This window comes from Desulfofundulus thermocisternus DSM 10259 (genome assembly GCF_000686645.1).
Classification (GTDB): domain Bacteria; phylum Bacillota; class Desulfotomaculia; order Desulfotomaculales; family Desulfovirgulaceae; genus Desulfofundulus; species Desulfofundulus australicus.
This window is the reverse complement of the sequence record NZ_JMLG01000017.1, coordinates 1-15,754: the sequence shown is the minus strand read 5'-3', so window position 1 is coordinate 15,754 and position 15,754 is coordinate 1. Positions and strand designations below refer to the sequence as shown.

At 58.0% G+C, this 15,754-nt stretch carries 18 protein-coding genes and 2 rRNA genes; all 20 read right to left on the bottom strand.

Annotated features, from left to right (window positions below; all coding sequences use genetic code 11):
* Positions 1-135: 135 nt before the first annotated feature.
* Positions 136-1,134, bottom strand: a complete 999-nt coding sequence (locus tag BR83_RS15780; RefSeq protein WP_084327218.1) for a cation diffusion facilitator family transporter — start codon at positions 1,132-1,134, stop codon at positions 136-138.
* Between the two features lie 214 nt (positions 1,135-1,348).
* Positions 1,349-2,077: a TraR/DksA C4-type zinc finger protein gene (locus tag BR83_RS0111280; protein ID WP_027357167.1), complete on the bottom strand. Its 729-nt coding sequence runs from the start codon at positions 2,075-2,077 to the stop codon at positions 1,349-1,351.
* Positions 2,078-2,171: 94 nt separating this feature from the next.
* Positions 2,172-2,477 carry a DUF5665 domain-containing protein gene (locus BR83_RS0111275; protein WP_027357166.1) on the bottom strand — a complete coding sequence of 102 codons (306 nt, stop codon included), beginning with the start codon at positions 2,475-2,477 and terminating at the stop codon, positions 2,172-2,174.
* A gap of 171 nt (positions 2,478-2,648) precedes the next feature.
* Positions 2,649-3,524, bottom strand: a complete 876-nt coding sequence (secF, locus tag BR83_RS0111270; RefSeq protein WP_027357165.1) for a protein translocase subunit SecF — start codon at positions 3,522-3,524, stop codon at positions 2,649-2,651.
* Positions 3,525-3,537: 13 nt separating this feature from the next.
* Positions 3,538-4,785 (bottom strand): protein translocase subunit SecD, encoded by a 1,248-nt coding sequence (gene secD / locus BR83_RS0111265; RefSeq protein WP_027357164.1) that lies wholly within the window; start codon positions 4,783-4,785, stop codon positions 3,538-3,540.
* A gap of 29 nt (positions 4,786-4,814) precedes the next feature.
* On the bottom strand, positions 4,815-5,474 hold the full coding sequence (locus BR83_RS0111260) for an HD domain-containing protein (protein WP_027357163.1): 660 nt from the start codon (positions 5,472-5,474) through the stop codon (positions 4,815-4,817).
* A 157-nt stretch (positions 5,475-5,631) separates the two neighbouring features.
* Positions 5,632-5,913: a preprotein translocase subunit YajC gene (yajC, locus tag BR83_RS0111255; protein ID WP_027357162.1), complete on the bottom strand. Its 282-nt coding sequence runs from the start codon at positions 5,911-5,913 to the stop codon at positions 5,632-5,634.
* Positions 5,914-5,987: 74 nt separating this feature from the next.
* Positions 5,988-7,100: a tRNA guanosine(34) transglycosylase Tgt gene (gene tgt / locus BR83_RS0111250; protein ID WP_027357161.1), complete on the bottom strand. Its 1,113-nt coding sequence runs from the start codon at positions 7,098-7,100 to the stop codon at positions 5,988-5,990.
* Between the two features lie 40 nt (positions 7,101-7,140).
* On the bottom strand, positions 7,141-8,166 hold the full coding sequence (queA, locus tag BR83_RS0111245; RefSeq protein WP_027357160.1) for a tRNA preQ1(34) S-adenosylmethionine ribosyltransferase-isomerase QueA: 1,026 nt from the start codon (positions 8,164-8,166) through the stop codon (positions 7,141-7,143).
* Between the two features lie 22 nt (positions 8,167-8,188).
* Entirely contained in the window at positions 8,189-9,616 is a 1,428-nt protein-coding gene (locus BR83_RS0111240; protein ID WP_157833009.1) for a SpoIID/LytB domain-containing protein, read from the bottom strand.
* Positions 9,617-9,698: 82 nt separating this feature from the next.
* Entirely contained in the window at positions 9,699-9,917 is a 219-nt protein-coding gene (locus tag BR83_RS0111235) for a DUF2905 domain-containing protein (RefSeq protein WP_027357158.1), read from the bottom strand.
* Positions 9,914-10,474 carry an epoxyqueuosine reductase QueH gene (locus tag BR83_RS0111230; RefSeq protein ID WP_027357157.1) on the bottom strand — a complete coding sequence of 187 codons (561 nt, stop codon included), beginning with the start codon at positions 10,472-10,474 and terminating at the stop codon, positions 9,914-9,916. Before BR83_RS0111230 ends, BR83_RS0111235 begins: the two co-directional genes overlap by 4 nt.
* 13 nt (positions 10,475-10,487) lie before the next feature.
* Positions 10,488-11,510: a Holliday junction branch migration DNA helicase RuvB gene (ruvB, locus tag BR83_RS0111225; protein WP_027357156.1), complete on the bottom strand. Its 1,023-nt coding sequence runs from the start codon at positions 11,508-11,510 to the stop codon at positions 10,488-10,490.
* Positions 11,511-11,532: 22 nt separating this feature from the next.
* A complete protein-coding gene (ruvA, locus tag BR83_RS0111220) occupies positions 11,533-12,150 on the bottom strand; it encodes a Holliday junction branch migration protein RuvA (protein WP_027357155.1) in 618 nt (205 codons plus the stop codon).
* Positions 12,147-12,650, bottom strand: coding sequence for a crossover junction endodeoxyribonuclease RuvC (ruvC, locus tag BR83_RS0111215; RefSeq protein ID WP_027357154.1), 504 nt, complete (start codon positions 12,648-12,650; stop codon positions 12,147-12,149). The genes ruvA and ruvC overlap by 4 nt, the downstream gene beginning before the upstream one ends.
* A 347-nt stretch (positions 12,651-12,997) precedes the next feature.
* Positions 12,998-13,645 (bottom strand): hypothetical protein, encoded by a 648-nt coding sequence (locus BR83_RS0111210; RefSeq protein ID WP_027357153.1) that lies wholly within the window; start codon positions 13,643-13,645, stop codon positions 12,998-13,000.
* A 126-nt stretch (positions 13,646-13,771) separates the two neighbouring features.
* Entirely contained in the window at positions 13,772-14,497 is a 726-nt protein-coding gene (locus BR83_RS0111205; RefSeq protein ID WP_027357152.1) for a YebC/PmpR family DNA-binding transcriptional regulator, read from the bottom strand.
* Positions 14,498-14,536: 39 nt separating this feature from the next.
* Positions 14,537-15,259 carry an NAD(+) synthase gene (gene nadE, locus BR83_RS0111200; RefSeq protein ID WP_027357151.1) on the bottom strand — a complete coding sequence of 241 codons (723 nt, stop codon included), beginning with the start codon at positions 15,257-15,259 and terminating at the stop codon, positions 14,537-14,539.
* 148 nt (positions 15,260-15,407) lie between these two features.
* Positions 15,408-15,523: ribosomal RNA gene (gene rrf, locus BR83_RS0111195) — 5S ribosomal RNA — on the bottom strand.
* Between the two features lie 49 nt (positions 15,524-15,572).
* A 23S ribosomal RNA gene (locus tag BR83_RS0111190) occupies positions 15,573-15,754 on the bottom strand; the annotation flags it as partial.

The window sequence follows — 15,754 nt, the reverse complement described above, 5'->3', positions numbered from 1 at the left end:
GCAGCACCATCCTTTTAGTACCTCATGCTCCACCCCCATCCTGCCCGGCTTCTACTAATAATAACTACGCAGGAAGCCGCCCGGTTTGAGGGAGCATGGGCGCAGGCAGTTTTTTCCTGCAGGAAGTCAATTTTTTCAACTATTTCCATTGCCGCGGGGAGAGGTTTTTTCCGGAGAACCCGCGCAGGCCCGGCACTCTTCGCACCTGCGCTCCTGAGCGGGATCGGCCAGGGCGACGTGCACCCGGCAGACATGGCAGTCGCTGGTACCCGGGCGACAGGGTTCGGTATGAATAAGCACCTGGGCTCCCGCCAGGTGCCGGCGGATGTCTTCCTCAATGGCGTCACAGAGCCGGTGCACCTGGGCAATGGGACGGTAGCCGGGAACCACCAGGTGGCAATCTATGTGCCGGTCCGGGCCGGCCCGGCGGGTGCGCAGGTCGTGAAACTGGACAAACTCCCCGGCATAGGATTCCAGAACCCGGCGGATCACCTGTTCTTCCTCGTCGGGAAGGCGGGCATCGACAATGCTCCCCCAGGAACCCCGCAGCAGATCGAAGGCCGCTTTAAAAATGAACAGGGAAACAACCAGGGCAATCAGCGGATCCAGTATATACCACCCGGTTAACTGAATGGCCAGCATGGCCCCGAACACACCCGCGGAGGTCAGAACATCGGTCCGCAGGTGCCAGGCATCCGCTTCCAGGGCCGGAGATTCAGTCCGCCTGGCCGTGCGCATCAGCAGGCTGGAAATGACCAGGTTGACCACCGCCGAACATCCCATCACCACCATCCCGAGGCCCAGGTGGTGCACTTCCCGGGCACCCAGGAGCTTGGGAATGGCCTGCCACACTATTACTATCCCGGCAGCGATGATTAACAGCGCTTCAATAATGGCCGCCACATTCTCAAATTTCCCGTGGCCGTAATTGTGCTCGGCATCAGCCGGGCGGGAGGACTGGCGAACGGAGGCATAAGCAATTAATGCCGCCAGCAGGTCCAGGCCCGAATGCAGCGCTTCGGAAATAACCGCCACTGAATTCATGGCCAGGCCCACAGCCAGCTTGCCGGCGGTGAGCAGGATGTTGGAAACAACGGAAAGCCTGGCGACCTTTATTTTCTCGTCCAAGCCCATCACCCCTTATAAAAAACAACCCCAGGCCACCAGCACCATAAGGACTGGTGGCCGCAGGCTGTCGACAAGACACTCCGCGCGTGCCCGGTCGTTTCGCTGGCCGGGCCAAAAGGCCCCGTCTCCGGTCTTCGGCGGGTACCGTTACTGGTAGTATAGCACAGGGACTGGTTTAAAAACAGCCGTGGACAATAAATTGATCCGCGGGAAATTGCTTTTAACCATAGGGGGAACCATCATCCCCTTCCCCCTTGCTGTGCTCGATGCCCACATCGATCCGCTCGGAAGGTGCGCTCTCGTCATCATAACCGCGCCGGTTTTCGTATATTACGCCGTCATCACCAATTTCATAGGGGATGTTTTCCACTTCCTCCACGTATCCCCGGTCTTCCTCGGCCAATTCGCCGGGGCCGTAATAAGCACCGGCCTGAGCCTGCTCGGCGTGTTCAAAATACCGTGCCACCTCCTGCCAGGAATCCTCCAGATCGTACATGACACCATCCAGGTCTTCTTCATAACTGGTCTGGTAGAGATCTTTAATAATTTCCTCCTCTATGGGACGGTAAGAGCTCACCGGGCGCTTTTCATCCCGCAGGCGGCAGCGGTAGCAAAGAGTGGTATAGGGAACGGCCTCCAGCCTTGCCGGGTCTATGGCCTCGCCGCAGATCTCGCAAAAGCCGTAGGTACCCTGCTCGAGCCTGGCCAGGGCTTCATCGATGGCGCGTATCTTGATCTTGGCATCTTCCCGCAGGGCAAAATCCTTGCTGCGCTCAAAAAGTTCCGTGCCGATATCTCCCGGGTTGTTATCGTAAAGAGACAGCTCCCCTATGGAATCGGACATGGATGTGGCCAGGCCGCCTTCGTTAATGCCCTTGATCAGCTCCATCTGCCTCTGTTTTTCTTCCTCCAGGCGGCGGCGCACTTCCGCCAGCTGTTCTTTATCCATCATCAATCCTCCTTTTACCGGTCGCCGGTCCGGTGATACGGTTAATACCCGCCCCGGGGCAACCGGCCTGCTCCGGTCAAAACACCGGGCATTTTTAAGGGGGAGTTCCCAGGCGGGTCTGGACTATAGCCACAATTTCCGCAATAAAACCACCGATCACCGGCAGGTTGAGCATCACCAGCCGCTGCAGAACAGCAATTAAAATTGCCCCCAGCAGGGCAAACCCCACGGCTATGCCCACGCCCCGGGCCAGGCCGGAAAGAAAATTAACGTAGAGCAGCCTGCCTGGCTGTTCCAGGAGTTCCACATATTCGGCCAGTTTCATTTTTTCCATGTTGATGGACAGCTCGGTGATCTTTTCCCGCAGGGCTTCCAGGATGCGCCTTTCATTTTCGTCCACCCGGGGTCATCCTCCCATAAATTATGGTTTGAACTGTGCACGGCTTAATTTTAATTTTCCCCGTGCGGTTAACCCTAAACAAAAAATTTTCATCCCGGCCGGCAATAAAAAAACGGCGGCATTTGCCACCGCTTCAGGCTATCGACAAAGATGGTAGCGGGGTAAACCAACCTAAGCCCTGGCCTCTTTTACCTTAGCCCGCTTTTCCATGAGCTTAAAGTCCACCCAGAGTGGGCCAGCATTGCAGATGGAGGAATAAGCTCCGCTGACCACACCGATGAGCAGGGCCAGAACGAAGTTGCGGATGGTGCTGCCGCCCAGGAAGTAGAGGGCCACCAGGACAAAGACCACCGTGAGCACCGTGTTGATGGACCGGGTCAGAGTCTGCCACAGGCTGGCGTTAACAATATCCTCCAGACTTTCCCCTTTCTTGCGGTGCAGCATATTCTCCCGGATGCGGTCGAAAATAACGATGGTATCGTTTATGGAATAACCGATAATGGTCAGGAGAGCGGCTACAAAAGCGCCGTCCACCTCAATCTGGAAGAGGGAAAAAACACCCGTAACCACCAGGGTATCGTGGATCAGCGCAATGACGGCCGCGATCCCCTGCTTGAATTCAAAGCGGATGCTAATGTAAATAATCATCAGCACCGACGCGATCAGCAGGGCCAGGAGAGCCTTGGTGGTCAGCTCCCGGCCGATGGTGGGTCCGATGGATTCATTGCGCAGCACAGTATACTTCCCCAGGCTGTTCAGGGCGGCCATCAGTTTATCCTGTTCCTCCTGGGTCAGGTGCCTGGTACGAATAAGGTAATCGGAGGTACCGCTTTTTTGAATGCCCCGGCTGAACTCCAGCCCCTGGGCGGATACCACCTGGCGCACCTTTTCCACCGGCACCGGGTTTTCAAAACGCACCTCCAGCAGGTTGCCGCCGGTAAATTCTATGCCGAGATTCAAACCCTGAACCATCAGGGAGATCAGGCCGGGTATAATAACCAGCAGGGAAATGATATACCAGATTTTCCTGAGCCTGATGAAATGCATCCTTCAACACCCCCTATGCCCCGTATGCCCTGACATTTCTCACCAGGCCGCTTCCCGCCAGCAGGTGCAGCAGCCAGCGGGTAACGGTAATGGCGGTAAACATGCTGGCCACAATACCGATCCCCAGGGTAATGGCAAAACCCCGCACAGAACCCGTGCCGAAGAAGTAGAGCACTACGGCGGCAATGAGGGTGGTGGCGTTGGCATCAAAGATGGCGGTAAATGCCCGCTTGAAGCCGGCATCAATGGCCGAACGCAAGCTCTTCCCCGTCCGCAGTTCTTCCTTCAGGCGTTCGAAGATGATCACGTTGGCATCCACGGCAATACCCAGGGACAACAGGAAGGCGGCAATACCCGGTAGGGTCATGGTCACATTCATGCCCACGTAAATGGCCAGCACAATTAAGGCATAGATCAGCAGGGCAAAGTCGGCCACCAGCCCGGGTACCCGGTAGTACATGATCATGAAGATCAGGATGGCCAGCACACCCACCAGCCCGGCATGCTTGGATTTCTGCAGCGAGTCCGCACCCAGGGCCGGGCCCACCGCCCGCTTCTCCACCACTTCCACCTTGACCGGCAGGGCACCGGAGCGGAGCAAAACGGCAATATTGTGGGCTTCCTCCAGGGACTCATAGCCGGTAATCTGGGCCTTGCCGTTGGGAATGTGCTCCTGTACCACGGGACTTTGCAAAACTTCCCCGTCCAGAATGATGGCTATGGGCTTGCCCACGTTGGCCTTCGTGGCCTCGGAAAACTTTTTGGCCCCGGCGGCATTAAAGGTGAGATCCACCTTGACCTGCCCCGAAACCGGGTCCTTGGATTCCACGGCGTCCTTCAAGTCGGCCCCGGTAACCACCGTTTTCCCGTCCATGGTTTTAAATTCCAGGTAGGCCGTCTTCACCAGGTTACGTACGGCCTCCTCGGGGTCAATCCTGCCCGCAATCTCCACAATCAACCGGTTCCGCCCCTGCTGCTGGATAACCGGCTCGGCCACGCCAAACTGGTCGACCCGGCGCTGGATTACAGCCATCAGTTGCTGCATTGATTCCTGGGTGACCTTCGCTTCGGGGGTGTCCTTAGCTTCCAGGACCACGTGCACCCCGCCCTGCAGGTCGAGGCCCAGGGTGATATCCTTGATCAGGGGCAGGTATTTCCCCAGGTAGGGGATGTTTTTATAGGCCGGGGTTACGGCAGCCGCCGTAGCCAGGGCTACGAGAATTACCAATCCGGCGAGAATGAGTATTTTGTTCCACTTCAGCTTCATACCAAAACTCCTCTCCTGCTGCTCTAGAGCAATCGGGAACCATTAATAATCAGCTCGAAATTACAGTGCAGGAAATTGGCCGCCCGGCGACACAGGGTCATCCGGGTCAGGAAGATCTCAAAATATTCCATGACCGGGCAGATGTTTATATCTATGGTCAGGTCCATGGTAATGGTGCGCTTGTCCCTGTCCACCGAGATAAAGGCGTGCTCCACGGCATAATTTACCCGGTCGTGGATGTCGAAGGTGGCGAAATCCTGGTTGCGCACCCGGGAACGGTGGACATCGGATTTATCGGCCACTATCAGGGCGGCCGCCACATTGTTGACCGGCTGTCCGTACTGCTCCTCGTGATTGGCAATGGCCGAAATCACCGTGGCCATTTCGTCGGGGTCCATGCCCATGCTGTTTAATATGGTAAAGGCCAGGACCGCCCCGGAAATACCATGGTCATTCCGGCTGACCACATTGCCAATATCGTGCATGTAGCCCGCAATAGCTGCCAGCTCGGCTTCCCTTTCGGGGTAGCCCAGCCGCTCCAGGATGCTGCGGGCCAGGCTGCTTACCAGGTTCAAATGCCGGTAACTGTGCTCGGTATAACCCAGCACACCCAGATATTCATTGCCCTTGCGAATGAAACTGTCCACCAGGGGATTCTTTTTGATGTCTTCCAGGGTAATCAAAGATTTTCCATCTCCTTAAACATAGAAGCCCTGAAAAAGCCCCGCCTGTTCCGGGAAAGCGGGGCAGGCTGGATTATCCATGGCCTGGTACATTTAACCAGTTTAGCCCCTACGGAGAAAAAGAGTAGGAATGACCCTACTCTTCCGGGAAACCGGTTTATTTTTCCTCTTCTTCTTCCCGTGGTCTGACCTGGGCAACGGCATTTTTCAGGATTTCAATCCGCACATTGTCCGCCACCCGGACCACCAGGGAATCTTCCTTTATCTTTACTATGGTGCCATAGATGCCGCCTATGGTTATTATGGGGTCGTTTACCTTCAGGTTGCGGATCATTTCCATGTGCTTTTTCTGCCGCTGCTGCTGGGGGCGAATGAGCAGGAAGTAAAGCAGGGCAAACAGGGCAACTATGTAGAGTATGGAAATGAGCTGCTGGTTCATTGATAACCTCCTTTCTCCTGAAGAGTTAATATTCGTGCCGGAAAGGCAATTCCCTTTCCGGGCGGAAGAAAAATTTAATTTTTATTCCAGCGGGCCAGGAATGCTTCCTTAAATTCCAGGAAATTTCCCTCCAGGATGGCCCGGCGGATATTTCTCATCAGTTCGAGAATAAAATGCAGGTTATGCAGGGTGGTCAGGCGTATGCCCAGGACCTCGTTGGCCTTGAGAAGGTGGCGGATGTAGGCCCTGGTAAAGTGCCGGCAGGCATAGCAGCCACACTCCGGATCCAGGGGACGGAAATCCCGGGCGTAGGCGGCATTGCGCACCACCAGTTTTCCGTCGCGGGTAAAGACAGTCCCGTTGCGGGCAATGCGGGTGGGCAAAACGCAGTCAAACATATCCACTCCCCGGGCCACGCCCTCCAGCAGGCAGTCGGGTGAACCCACACCCATCAAATAACGGGGCTTGTGAGGGGGCAGGAGGGGTACGGTATAATCCAGGACCTGGTACATAACCTCCTTGGGTTCGCCCACACTGAGCCCCCCGATACCATAGCCGGGAAAATCCAGGGCCAGCAAATCCTTCACGCTTTTTTCCCGCAGGTCCCGGTGCACCCCTCCCTGGATAATGCCAAACAGGGCCTGATCTTCCCGCCGGCTGGCCTCCCGGCAGCGCAGGGCCCAGCGGCTGGTCCTCTCCGTGGCCTCCCGGGCTTCCTCGTAGCTACAGGGATAGGGGGCACACTGATCAAAGGCCATGGCAATGTCCGAACCCAGGGCCTCCTGCACGGCCACCGCCTTTTCCGGGCTGAAAAAGTGCTCGCTGCCGTCAATGTGGGAGCGGAACCAGACCCCGTTATCCTCGATGCGGCACAGGGAGGCCAGGCTGAAAACCTGAAAGCCGCCGCTGTCGGTGAGGATGGGGCCGTTCCACCCCATAAAACGGTGCAGCCCCCCTGCCTCCCTGATCAGGTCGGCACCGGGGCGCAGGTACAGGTGGTAGGTATTGCTCAGGATCAATCTGGCCCCCAGTTCCTCCACCTCCCGGGGGGTCATGGTTTTTACCGTGGCCTGGGTGCCCACGGGCATAAATACCGGCGTTTCCACATCCCCCCGCAGGGTGTGCAGGACCCCGGCCCGGGCCATGGTACGATTATCTTCCTGGATGAGGGAAAAACTGACTGTCACGCTTCCTCAACCTCTTCACCTGTTTTTAAAACCAGCCTGTTCAGATAATCAACATTGCATCCCCGAAGCTGAAGAAACGGTAGCGCATTTCCACCGCCGTGCGGTAGGCGTGTAAAATCTTTTCCCGCCCGGCAAAGGCGCTGACCATCATCAACAGGGTCGACCGGGGCAGGTGAAAGTTGGTCACCAGGGCGTCCACCGCCTTAAAACGGTAACCCGGGTAAATGAAAATATCCGTCCACCCGGCTCCGGCCCGGACCTGCCCGTCCTCGCCGGCCACGGTTTCCAGGCAGCGGGTGGTGGTGGTGCCCACGGCCACCACCCGCCCGCCGCGGGCCCGGGCTGCGTTTATGGTCCGGGCCGCCTCCTCAGTGACCTCGTAATACTCGGCATGCATGTGGTGCCTGGTAATGTCCTCAACCCTCACCGGACGGAAGGTACCCAGCCCCACGTGCAGCAGCACCCGGACCAGCTGCACACCCCTGGCTTCAATTCTGTCCAGCAACTCCCTGGTAAAATGCAGCCCGGCAGTGGGAGCCGCGGCGGACCCCTCCTGCCGGGCATAAACCGTCTGATAACGCTCGGGATCGTCCGGGTACTTTTTTATATACGGGGGCAGGGGCATCCTGCCCAGCCGGGCCAGTACCTCCGCAAAGGGAAGCGCTGAGCTGAAGGATATGATCCGGCCGCCCGCCGCGGTCACGTCTTCAATCAACCCCTCCGCCAGTCCATCTCCAAAGATCAGGCGCACACCCGGCTTCAGGCGCCGTCCCGGCCGCACCAGCGCCTCCCAGCGCCGTTCCTCCAGCGGCCTGAGGAGCAGAACTTCTACTTCCGCCCCTCCCTGCGCCCTGCGGCCCATCAACCGGGCCGGAATAACCCGCGTCTCGTTAATTACCAGTACATCGGGAGGCGAGAGGTATTCCACGATATCTTTAAACAGGCGGTGCTCCATGCGGCCGTCCTGCCGGAACAGCACCATCAACCGGGATTCATCCCTGCGGGGGGCCGGATCCTGGGCGATGAGCTCGGGAGGTAACTCGTAGTCAAAGTCGCTTAACTGCAGGCCCAAAAGACCATCCCCCATTTTATTTACCATAATTGGAAACTATCTGTATGCCTGAATAATAGTATTTCAAGATTTCCTGGTAAGTATAACCCCGGGAGGCCATGCCCAGGGCCCCGTACTGGGACATGCCCAGCCCGTGGCCCCAGCCGTTGCCCACGAAGGTAACCCTCTCCAGGCGCGGCTGCTGCCCGTCCTGCCCGTCCCCGGCAGGCGGCAACATAACCTTTTCCATGGAGAAGCTGGCACTCTTCAAGCCCAGGGCGCGGCGCACTTCGTCGGCCTTTCCTTTAAGGGGGTCCCGGCCAATTTCAATGGTTATGGGCTGACCCTCCGGGTCCAGACCGCTTACCGCAAGGGCCTTCACCCGCTGCCCGGTGGAGGTACGCTCCAGCTCCACCAGGTCGTATATTTCGCTGAACCGGTATCCCGCCGCGGCCAGCTGCTCCTTGAGCTGATCGGCGGTACAGGTCTTGCTCCAGCCGTAGTGGGTGTTCTGCGGATTCTTATCGAAGGGATCCGGCCGGGCCCGCAGGTAATCCACCGGGCTTCTCCAGACGTCCTCGCTGTTTTCGGTGTACCCGCCGCTGGAGCTGTGGAAATAAGCACTGATGGGCCGGCCGCCGTACGTGGCCACAATTCCCCTGGTTTCATCCACCGCCCTGGTGGTGGCGGGATTTTCTACATCATAACCGCGGTATACCTGGCTTGACTGGGTGGCCAGCACGTCGAAACCCTGGCTGGCGTAGCCGCCCTTCTGGGCCAGGACGTAACTGCGGGCGGCCACCGCCTGGGCTTTCAAAGCCTCGGCGGGCCAGTAGGCGGGCATTTCCGCCGGTACCACCCCGTAAAGGTATTCTTCAACGGGTAACTGGTTAACTACCGTGATACCCGCGTTATCAAGACGGAACTCCATATCACCCCTGTAACGCCGGGCCTGCTCCCCCTGGTAGAGGGTAACCAGCCCCGTTCCCCGGGCGGGGGCAAGTTTTTTCACCTGCCCGCCGGCACCCAGCACGTGGACACCCGCCAGGTTATCGGGCAGGGCCTTCCTGCCGCCCGCCCCTTCCGCGTACAACCCGCTTTCCCGCTCCACCTGCAGGCCGGTACCGGAAAGGACGTCCACTTTTACTCCCCGGCCCACTACCTTAAGGGGTCCTTCAAAGCTGCCCATGAGCCGGCCATCCCTGTACAGTTCCAGCCCCTCCGGGGAGTGGCGCACTTCCCAGCGCTGGCCGGGCTCAATCCCGGAAACAACCCGGCCCGTATACTCATCAACCAGTTGATAATCCCCTGTAGCTGAAAAGGCCACCTGGCTGGCCTTCTGAACCAGGCCGACCCTCACCTCTTGTTCCACCTCTGCATCCCCCGCAGCCGACCAGGCGGGGTAACCCGGCAGGGCCAGCAACATCACCAGAAGAATAACCAGACCCAGTTTTTTTCTGAACACCAAACAATAACCTCCTGGATGTAAATTCTCCACCATCCAGGTAGGTTCGACATATCTTCCCACTTTCCTGCCATTTATGGAATTACCGGCGGAAAATCAGGTTTAAAATCAGTGTGAGCAGAAGGCTCAAAACAATGGAGGTCACGATGGGAAAGTAAAAGGTAAAGTTACCCTTCTGGATCAGGATATCTCCCGGGAGGCGGCCCAGGTGAAAAAGCCTTTCCGATAACATGAGCAGGCCGCCGATAACCACAAGGAAAACGCCCATGAGGGCGATCATCTTGCCCAGCCCGTACATCATTTCCCCTCACCTGTATCCTTTTTTTTCACGGGGCGGTAGTAACGCTCCTTTTCACTGTATATGCACCCGCAGTACTGCTGGCGATACATACCCAGTTCCTTGGAACGGGCCACCGCTTCTTTAAACCCCGGACGGAAATCCACGTAGTAAAAGGGCACGCCCGACTCCTCGCCCGCGTTCTCCCCTATTTCCCGGATCAGGTCGTGCTTTTGAAAGGGGCTGACCAGAAGGGTGGTGGTAAAGGCATCGAATCCACCCCGCCTGGCCACCCTGGCCGCCTGGCGCAGGCGGAAAGCATAGCAGAACTGGCAGCGCCGGGCTTCCCGGTGAACCACCATCTGCAGAAATTGCTCCAGGGGGTATTCATCGCTGAAAATTACCGGCAGATCCTGCTCCCGGGCGTATTTCTCCAGCGTTTCCCGGCGCCTCTGCCACTCGGTGTAGGGATGGATATTGGGATTGAAGAAGTACCCGTAGACCGTATGCCCCTCCCGGCGCAGGTAATCCAGAGGGTAAATGGTGCAGGGACCGCAGCAGATATGCATTAGAATTTTCACCGGACACCACCTTCTACCACAGGCTGATTTGAACGGGGTCCTGTTTCAAAGGCAGGCCGAGATGCCTGTAAGCCGCGGGTGTGGCCACCCGGCCCCGGGGCGTACGGGCCAGGAGCCCCATCTGCAGCAGGTAGGGCTCGAAAACGTCTTCCAGGGTGCCCGCTTCTTCACCCGCGGCCGCCGCCAGGGTCTCCAGGCCTACGGGCCCGCCGTTGAACTTCTCTATAATTATTTGCAGCAGGCGGCGGTCAGTATGATCCAGGCCCAGGGGATCAACTTCCAGGAACTGCAGCGCCCTGACGGCCACCGCCCGGGTAATCATGCCACCGGCACGTACCTGGGCATAATCCCGCACCCGCCTTAACAGGCGGTTGGCCACCCGCGGTGTCCCCCGGGAGCGCCGGGCAATTTCCACCGCCCCCTCCCTTTCCACAGGAATGCCCAGGATGCGGGCCGAACGGGAAATAATCTGGACCAGCTCATCAACACCGTAATACTCCAGCCGGCAGATCACGCCAAAGCGGTCCCGCAGGGGGGAGGTGAGCAACCCGGCCCGCGTGGTGGCGCCAATCAGGGTAAACCGGGGCAGATCCAGGCGCAGGGAACGGGCCCCCGGCCCTTTACCGATGACAATATCCAGGGCGAAGTCCTCCATGGCCGGGTAAAGGATCTCCTCCACCGGGCGGCTCAGGCGGTGAATCTCGTCAATGAACAACACATCACCCTGAGTGAGGTTGGTCAGGATGGCCGCCAGGTCGCCGGGACGTTCAACGGCCGGACCGGAAGTAATCCGGATCCCTACCCCCAGCTCGCTGGCGATGATGCCGGCAAGAGTGGTTTTACCCAGGCCGGGCGGGCCGAATAACAGGACGTGGTCCAGCACTTCCCCCCGCTCCCTGGCCGCGCTAATAAAAATGGACAGGCTCTCCTTTATTTTCTCCTGGCCGATAAAATCCTGCAGCCGCCGCGGCCGCAGGGTATGCTCGCCCTCTCCATCTTCCGGCCGAAAAGCGGCGGAAAGCAGCCTCTCTTCCAAGGAAAAACACCCCCCTTACCGGTCACGCATTTTTTTGCCGGCCCAGCCACTGCAGGGCCAACCGCAGCAAATCTTCCACAGAGCCGGGGGCAGCCTGCCGGCTGACCTGCCGTACAGCCCGGCGGGCCTCCACCTGGCTGTAACCCAGGGACACCAGGGCAGCGGCGGCTTCCTCCTCACCCCCCGGCGGCAAAGCCGTTTCGTCGCTACCACTCCCGGTGCCGGCTTCGAGCTCCAGGCCGGCCAGCTTGTCCTTCAACTCCAGAATAATCCGCCGGGCTGTTTTTTTACCTATCCCCGGAACGGCTGTAAGGATGTTTTCGTTTTCTTCCAGCACAGCCCGGCGCAGGGTGACGGGGCTTACCGCAGAAAGAATGGCCAGGGCCGCCCGGGGTCCCACCCCGGCCACATTCAGCAGGCTGCGAAAGGCTTCCAGCTCCATCCGGCTGGAAAAACCAAAAAGGGCCGGCCCATCTTCCCGCCAGACCAGGTGGGTGTATAACTGCACCGGCTGCCCCTTTGGCGGCAAAAGGCTTACCATGGATAGAGGTACCCGCACCAGGTACCCCACCCCATGAACATCCAGGATGATACCATCTTCCTGTACCTCCAGAAGATGGCCCTTAAGAAAAGCAATCATCCCCGGGTTTCCCCCCTTATCCTGGCTGCTGACTGGAGGTAATGGGCATGACAGATGGCCACCGCCAGGGCATCGGCCACATCATCGGGACGGGGGACTTCCGGCAGGCCCAGAAGAGCCCGCACCATGTACTGGACCTGCTCCTTGGCCGCCCGGCCGTAACCAACCACGGCCTGCTTGACCTGCAGGGGGGTATACTCGGCCACCGCCAGGCCAGCATTTACGGCCGCCAGGATAGCCACTCCCCTGGCCTGCCCCACAGCCAGGGCTGTGCGTACATTTTTTTGAAAAAAAAGTTCTTCCACGGCAAACTGCCGGGGCCGGTAGTGCCTGAGCACCATTTCCAGCTGCCGGTATAGATGCTGCAGCCGGGAAGGCATGGACATGGTGGGCTGTGTGGTGATGCAGTCGTAGGCCACCACCGACAGCCGGTTCCCTTCCAGATCGATGATGCCGTAACCGGTTATGGCTGTACCCGGATCAATGCCAATAACCCGCATGAAAATCTCTCCCTGATTAAAAGTTCCACAAAACCTGTCCGGGCTCCTGCCATAAATTAAAAATCAAGCCCGGGGATTGTCCCCGGGCCAGGCTATCGACAAAGAACTCCCGGTGTGTGCCCCGGTTTTACTTCGTCGCTCCCGGTCGTTTCGCTGGCCGGGCCAAAAGGCCCCGGCTCCGGTCTTCGGCGGGTACCGGCCACATTCACACATCCTGTGTTCAGGTGGCCTCCGCGGACATCCTGTCCGCGACCCCGCCTCATCCCGTCGCCCGGGCCTGGCCCGGCAGCGCTCACTCCAGGTCGCTCCTCATGTAAAACCGGGGCACATGGAGATACTGTTAACATTCAAGCCCGGGGATTGTCCCCGGACTCAGTCAGCTCATCCAGGTTCTCCAGCATGGCATTAACCGCCTGTTCGGAAGGAAACTCCAGTTCTGAACGCAGGATGGCCTGTGTTTCCGGATCCTGCCGTTTAAAATCACCCGCTTTATGCAATTTCAACTGCAAATCGGGGTGCAGAACCGTTACCGGTATGTTTCTTTCCACCCGGAGCAGTTTCTGATCGTAGCCGAGCGGCCCCTGGAATACGGCCAGGTAACCCTCGTGAATACCCAGGTGCCGGTAATTCCTGTGCTCCGGGCAAAAATCTTCAACCCGCTGCTTAAACACCAGGGTTCTGCCCCGCTCTTCCATGCTCCAGCCCTCCGCAGGCGGGTAACGCTTTGCCAGTTCCTCCCTGTCCAGCCCCAGGAGCTCCCGGGGAGCACGGCCCAAAAAGACGACCTGGGTGTCGCCGCAAAGGTACTCCCTTTCCTCCTGGACAAAAGTATCCCTCTGCACCGGCAGGAGGGACCGGTCGCCGGAATTACCAAAGACGGCCAGGCCGGGTTTTATGGAGGGTTCCCCCAGCATGTTCAGCCCCGCATATATGCCCAGGGCCACCCCCAGCATTACCAGCAGGCCGGCAAAGGCGTACAATAACCTTTTCAGCATGGTTCCGGACACTCCTTTATCCGACTAGCTTTTCACCTGTTATATTATTGCCACATTTTGCCGGAACCATACCCGTCAATTTAAAGGGGGCAGCGGCTTCCCACTGCCCCACGGGCAAAACTAAAGTTAATTCTCCAGCTCAAAATTAGCATATACTTCCTGCACGTCATCGTGATCTTCCAGGGCTTCTATTAAACGCATCATCTGCTCCGCTTCCTGACCGGTGAGCCTGACCGTACTCCGGGGCACCATGGTTACCTGCGCCTCGGCTATGGGAACACCTTTTTCCTCCAGAGCCTGCCGCACCCTGTCGAAATCCTCGGGAGCGGTAATGATCTCAAACTCATCCTCTTCAGTTTTCATATCTTCAGCGCCGGCTTCTAACGCGGCCAGCATCAATTCATCCTCATCCAGGCCGTCTTTTTCCACCACGATAACGCCTTTTTTAGTAAACATCCAGGAAACACAGCCCGCTTCACCCAGATTACCACCGTGGCGGGAGAACAGGTGCCGGATCTCCCCGGCGGTGCGGTTACGGTTATCGGTCATGATCTCCAGCATCACCGCTACCCCACCTGGCCCGTACCCTTCATAAACCAGCTCCTCGTAAGCAGTCCCGCCCAGTTCACCGGTCCCTTTCTGGATAGCCCGCTGAATATTTTCATTGGGTATGTTGGCTTCTTTAGCCCGCTGTATGGCTGCCTTCAACCTGGGGTTGGCCTCCGGATCACCGCCTCCCAGGCGGGCTGCCACGATAATTTCCCTGGAGAGGCGGGTAAACAGCTTGCCTCTCTGGGCATCTACTCTGGCCTTTTTCCTCTTGATGGTTGACCACTTGGAATGGCCGGCCATACCATACCCCCCTCTCTAATTCCCTTCCCGGAAATTTAATTAAAAAGGCGGTATAGCAGGTAGCTGTTTTTTATGGGCATTTTTCGTCGCCAGGGTTTTAACTACCTCCATTACCCGCTGGTCGGCTTTTCCGGTAAGAATGAATTCATCCAGTTCCCGGTACGAGATCCCCATTTCCGCCTCATCATTTTGCCCGGACCACAAGCCGGCAGATGGGGGTTTCTCAATAATCCGGCGCGGTATACCCAGGTGTTCCGCCAGCTCATAAACCTGCCGCTTGACAAGATTACCAAGGGGCAGGAGATCAACCCCACCATCACCATGTTTGGTGAAGTAACCGACGGTAAGCTCGCTGCGGTTGCCCGTTCCGGCAACCAGGTATTTAAGCCGGGAAGCATAAAAATAAAGGGTAATCATCCGCAGCCTGGGCTTAATGTTGGCAATGGAAAGATCCCTGTCCAGCACATGCTTCTCATCGCCGGTCAGCAGGCGAACCAGGATGGTAAAGGGTTCATCAAGCACAATTTCTTTAAACGGGATAGCAAAAGTTTCGGCCACCAGCCTGGCGTCCTCAGCATCCTGGGGATTGCTGTAGCAGGGCATGATTACACCCAGCACGCCATCAGGACAGGCCTGCTTGCACAAGACTGCCGTAACGGCGGAATCTATGCCACCGCTCAAACCCACCACATAACCCCGGGCACCCCTCGCTGCGGCCTGCTCTCTAAGCCATTCAACCAACCTTTGCGCGAGCAGATGCACAACCTGACCCCCCTGTACTAAAGGTCCTGTTTTTTATCATAACATGCTGGTATGGAGAAGGCAATTGTCCAGCAGACCCGGCCGCCCGGCAAACGGGTGCCCTCAACATGAAATACCCCCGGTTAGTGAACCGGGGGTAAGAAAAGTTTTCCGGCAGCGACCTACTCTCCCGGGGGTAGGCCCCCAAGTACCATCGGCCCTGGAGGGCTTAACTTCCGTGTTCGGGATGGGAACGGGTGTTTCCCCTCCGGTATAGCCACCGGAAAACCTGTATATTCCCTCAAAACTTCACAGTGAGAATCCGCAGGTATATGAGGTCAAGGCCTCGACCTATTAGTACCGGTCCGCTCAACCGGTTACCCGGCTTACACGCCCGGCCTATCTACCTGGTAGTCTTCCAGGGGTCTTACCCCGGCACCCGGTGAGCGCCGGGTGGGAAACCTTATCTTGAGGAGGGCTTCGCGCTTAGATGCTTTCAGCGCTTATCCCCACCAG

Bases quoted from the DNA above. Each gene is read 5' to 3' on its own strand.
- BR83_RS15780 (WP_084327218.1), bottom strand. From the start codon at position 1,134: ATGGGCTTGGACGAGAAAATAAAGGTCGCCAGGCTTTCCGTTGTTTCC.
- BR83_RS0111280 (WP_027357167.1), bottom strand. From the start codon at position 2,077: ATGGATAAAGAACAGCTGGCGGAAGTGCGCCGCCGCCTGGAGGAAGAA.
- secF (WP_027357165.1), bottom strand. From the start codon at position 3,524: ATGCATTTCATCAGGCTCAGGAAAATCTGGTATATCATTTCCCTGCTG.
- yajC (WP_027357162.1), bottom strand. From the start codon at position 5,913: ATGAACCAGCAGCTCATTTCCATACTCTACATAGTTGCCCTGTTTGCC.
- BR83_RS0111235 (WP_027357158.1), bottom strand. From the start codon at position 9,917: ATGATGTACGGGCTGGGCAAGATGATCGCCCTCATGGGCGTTTTCCTT.
- ruvA (WP_027357155.1), bottom strand. From the start codon at position 12,150: ATGATTGCTTTTCTTAAGGGCCATCTTCTGGAGGTACAGGAAGATGGT.
- ruvC (WP_027357154.1), bottom strand. From the start codon at position 12,650: ATGCGGGTTATTGGCATTGATCCGGGTACAGCCATAACCGGTTACGGC.
- BR83_RS0111210 (WP_027357153.1), bottom strand. From the start codon at position 13,645: ATGCTGAAAAGGTTATTGTACGCCTTTGCCGGCCTGCTGGTAATGCTG.
- BR83_RS0111205 (WP_027357152.1), bottom strand. From the start codon at position 14,497: ATGGCCGGCCATTCCAAGTGGTCAACCATCAAGAGGAAAAAGGCCAGA.